Annotated in this window: 4 protein-coding genes; all 4 read right to left on the bottom strand. The window is 72.7% G+C overall.

Translation table 11 applies throughout. The features are described 5' to 3' along the window. The coding region (locus IE249_RS35720) for a sigma-70 family RNA polymerase sigma factor (RefSeq protein ID WP_229857136.1) at window positions 1-779 on the bottom strand (779 nt) is incomplete at its 3' end. 115 nt (window positions 780-894) lie between these two features. Then, window positions 895-2,817 (bottom strand): DNA primase, encoded by a 1,923-nt coding sequence (gene dnaG / locus IE249_RS00580; protein ID WP_189702776.1) that lies wholly within the window; start codon window positions 2,815-2,817, stop codon window positions 895-897. 39 nt (window positions 2,818-2,856) lie between these two features. Further along, window positions 2,857-4,122, bottom strand: coding sequence for an NAD(P)/FAD-dependent oxidoreductase (locus tag IE249_RS00575; RefSeq protein WP_189702775.1), 1,266 nt, complete (start codon window positions 4,120-4,122; stop codon window positions 2,857-2,859). A gap of 176 nt (window positions 4,123-4,298) precedes the next feature. Continuing rightward, the coding region (locus IE249_RS35715) for a hypothetical protein (protein WP_229857335.1) at window positions 4,299-4,413 on the bottom strand (115 nt) is incomplete at its 5' end.

Below are 4,413 nucleotides of genomic sequence, written 5' to 3'. Positions count from 1 at the left end.
TCGGCCAGCGCCCGGGACATGGCCTGGCGGATCCACCAGGTGGCGTAGGTGGAGAACTTGTAGCCGCGGGCGTAGTCGAACTTCTCCACAGCCCGGATCAGCCCGAGGTTGCCCTCCTGCACGAGGTCGAGCATGGTGAGACCGCGCCCCACGTACCGCTTGGCGACGGAGACGACGAGCCGCAGGTTGGCCTCGATGAGCCGGCGCTTGGCCATCCGCCCCATGACGACCAGCCGGTCCAGGTCCAGGGCGAGCTCGGAGTCCAGGTCGGGGGTGCCGGCCAGTTTCTCCTCGGCGAACAGGCCGGCCTCCACGCGCCGGGCGAGCTCCACCTCCTCGGCGGCGGTGAGCAGCGGGATGCGGCCGATCTCGCGCAGGTACTGGCGGAACAGGTCGGAGGAGGGTCCGCCGGACTCGGTGCGGGCGGGGGCCGGGGCCGGTTCGACGGGCTCGGGTGCGTCGGCCTCCAGCGCCCCGGCGGGGGGTTCCTCCGGCTCGGACGGGGCCTCGGCGGGGCCTTCCGTCTCGGGGTGGTGCCCGACCCTGTCCTGCGGGGGTACGGCCGCGATGACGAGGTCGGGGGCGATGTCGGTCTGGGCGAGGGTCTGGGTCTGCACGGGGGCGACCTCCAGGATGTTCGCTGCTGAGCTGTGCGGCAGCGGTACTCGGGGGGCGGAGTCGGCGGCCTCGCCGCTGTCCGTCCCGTACGCGATGAGCGAAGCCGCGGGGGTGTGGGACCCGTGGGGGACGGATCGGCCGCGCTCCGAGGACTCAGGCACCGGACCCAGTGTGGGGTACGACACATCGCTGCCACGAGGGGCGTGCGATGACTTTTTGCGTCCGGTCCGTGACCGGGCGGTTACTCAGATCGTTCGGCGGCGGCCGGGGCCACGCTCACAGCGCGGCCGCGCCGCGTTCCCGCAGGGCCTGGTCGTACTGCTGGAGGATCCACAACTCGTTCTGGGCGGCCGCGAGTTCGGCCGGGTCGCCGCCGGTGCCGAGGCGGGCGACGGTGCTGTTGAGATCGCGGATGCGGCGCTCGACGGCGCGGCGGCGGACGCGGACCAGGACCTCGCCCGCGTACATCTCGTCGACCACGCGGCGCATGATCGCCTCCACCGCGAGCTCGGTGACCATCGCGCGGACCTGGTCGTCGGGGGCCGCCTCGCGCACCCGGGCGAGGTACTCCTGCGGGTCGCCCACGCCGTACTCCGCGCCGCCCGCGTCGAGGATCGTCTGACGTACGGCCGCGTACGGCGGGGCGGTGAACTCGTCGACGCCGTACGCGTCGAAGGCCGGGGAGACCAGTTCAGGGCGCTGCAGCGCGAGCTTCAGCAGCTCGCGCTCGGTGGCGTAGACGGGGTTGCGCAGGTTCAGCGCCGGGCCGCGGGAGGCGGTGGCGGCGGGCCGCGCGGGGGCGTACTGCTGCTGGGGGCGGCCCTGCTGCCGGTCCGGGCCGCCGCCCCGGCCGGAGCCGCCGCGCTCGCGGGCCCAGCGGGCGAGCTGGGCGACCCGCCGGACCACGAACTGGGTGTCGAGGATGCCGAGCAGCCCGGCGAGCTGGACGGCGACCTCGTGCTGGGCGCCGCTGTTCTTGATCCTGGCGACGACCGGCGCGGCCTCGTCGAGGGCCGCGGCGCGGCCGGCCGGGGTGTCGAGGTCATAGCGGGCGACGATCTGGCGCAGCGCGAACTCGAAGAGCGGGGTGCGCGGTTCGGCCAGGTCGGCGACCGCCTCGTCGCCCTTGGCCAGCCGCAGCTCGCAGGGGTCCATGCCGTCGGGGGCGATGGCGATGTAGGTCTCGGCGGCGAACTTCTGGTCGTCCTCGAAGGCCCGCAGGGCGGCCTTCTGCCCGGCAGCGTCGCCGTCGAAGGTGAAGATCACGCGGGCCGAGCCGTTGTCCATCAGCAGGCGGCGCAGGATCTTGATGTGGTCGCCGCCGAAGGCGGTGCCGCAGGTGGCGATCGCGGTGGTGACGCCGGCGAGGTGACAGGCCATGACGTCGGTGTAGCCCTCGACGACGACCGCGCGGGAGGCCTTGGCGATCTCCTTCTTGGCCAGGTCGATGCCGTAGAGGACCTGGGACTTCTTGTAGATCGCCGTCTCGGGGGTGTTGAGGTACTTCGGGCCGTTGTCCGCCTCGTAGAGCTTGCGGGCGCCGAAGCCCACCACCTCGCCGCCGATGTCGCGGATCGGCCACATCAGCCGGCCGCGGAAGCGGTCGATGGGGCCGCGGCGGCCCTCCTGGGAGAGCCCGGAGAGGATCAGTTCCTTGTCGCTGAAGCCCTTGCCGCGCAGGAAGCGGGTGAGGTGGTCCCAGCCCTGCGGGCTGTAGCCGACGCCGAAGTGGACGGCGGCGGCCTGGTCGAAGCCGCGCTCGGCGAGGAAGACCCGGCCGGTGTCGGCCTCGGGCGAGGCCGCGAGCTGTTCCGCGTACCACTCGGCGGCCAGCTTGTGGGCCTCGACCAGGCGGATGCGCTCGCCGCGCTGGTGGGCGGGGTTGTACCCGCCCTCCTCGTAGCGCAGGGTGATGCCGGCCTGGGCGGCGAGGCGCTCGACCGCCTCGGAGAAGGAGAGGTGGTCCACCTTCATCACGAAGGTGATGGTGTCGCCGCCCTCCTGGCAGCCGAAGCAGTGGAAGAGTCCCTTGCTCGGGCTGACCTGGAAGGACGGCGACTTCTCGTCGTGGAACGGGCACAGCCCCTTGAGGTTGCCGCCGCCCGCGCCTCGCAGCTGGAGGTACTCGGACACGACGGCGTCGATCGGGACCGCGTCCCGTACCGCCTTCACGTCCTCGTCGTTGATCCGTCCTGCCACGCGTGAATTCTACGGGGACGGTCGGACACTCCTTCCCGCCTACGAGGTCAGGCTGTCCAGCGGAACGTGCGGGTCGGCCAGCGCCTCGGTGTCCACCCGTGCCCTCGTACGGATCAGGTGCTGGATCGGGTCGGTGACGTCCCACACGTTGACGTTCATCCCGGCCAGCACCCGGCCCTCCTTCACCCAGAAGGCGATGAACTCGCGCTTGCCGGCGTCCCCGCGGATCACCACCTCGTCGTACGACCCGGGCGGCGCCCAGCCGCTGTACTCCATGCCGAGGTCGTACTGGTCGGAGAAGAAGTAGGGCACGCGGTCGTAGACGACGTCCTGGCCGAGCATCGCGCGGGCCGCGGCCGGGCCGCCGTTGAGCGCGTTGGCCCAGTGCTCGACCCGCAGCCGCGTGTCGAACAGGCCGTGCGGGAAGGAGGCGGCGTCGCCGGCCGCGTAGATGTCCGGGTCGGAGGTGCGCAGCCGCTCGTCGACCGCGATGCCGCCGCCGTGCTCCCGGGCGGCCAGCTCCAGGCCCGCGGACTCCGCGAGCGCGACGCGCGGGGCGGCGCCGATCGCGGCGAGCACGTCGTGGCAGGGGTGCTCCTCGCCGTCGTCGGTGCGGGCGGCCAGCACCATGCCGTCCTGACCGACGATCTCGGTGAGCCTGGCGCCGAAGTGGAAGCGGACGCCGTGCTCGCGGTGCAGCTCGGCGAAGAGCTGGCCCAGCTCGGGGCCGAGGACGTGGTGCAGCGGGGTGGCGGAGGGCTCGACGACGGTGACCTCGGCGCCGTACTCGCGGGCCGCGGCGGCCACCTCCAGGCCGATCCAGCCGCCGCCGGCGATCACGAGGTGGCCGTTGTCCCGGCCGAGGTGGGCCAGCACGCCCTTGAGGCGCTCGGCGTGGGCGAGGCGGCGCAGGTGGTGGACGCCGGCCAGGCCGGTGCCGGGGATGTCCAGGCGGCGCGGCTCGGCGCCGGTGGCCAGGAGCAGCTTGTCGTAGCGCACATGGGTGCCGTCGTCGCCGTAGTGGACGGTCTTCGCGGCGCGGTCGATGGCGACGACGGTCTGGCCGAGGTGCAGCTCGATGTCGTTGCGCGCGTACCAGGCGGGCTCGTGCACGAAGACGCTGTCGCGCTCCTCCTTGCCCAGGAGGTAGCCCTTGGACAGCGGCGGGCGTTCGTAGGGGTGGTCGCGCTCGTCGCAGATGAGGATCACGCGGCCGCTGAAGCCCTCCGCGCGGAGGGTCTCGGCCGCCTTCGCGCCGGCGAGACCTCCTCCGACGATGACGAATGTCTGATCCGCGTCGACCACTTGATGCCTCCTCGTAAGGGTGCCGCCACCTGCGAGCCTCCCGCACGAAAGCGTGCTGCGGGAAGAGGGAGTGGCCCGATCAGGCCACGGAGGGTCACCTCGGCGGCCCGGCCGGGGCCAGGGGGGTCACTCGGGTCCCACCGGTATCACGGGTGTCGGTAAGCGCGCTGTCAATGTCATGCCTGCCCCGTCAGACGCGCGTGAAGCGAGCGGGCGGAGACGTCGGTGAGGGCGGCGATCTGGTCGACGATCACCCGCTTGCGGGCGCGGTCGTCGCGGGCCTCGGCGAAC

This window comes from Streptomyces anandii JCM 4720 (assembly GCF_014650655.1).
Lineage (GTDB): Bacteria > Actinomycetota > Actinomycetes > Streptomycetales > Streptomycetaceae > Streptomyces > Streptomyces anandii.
Note: the sequence above shows the minus strand (reverse complement) of the source record. Positions and strands in the feature narration are given on the sequence as shown.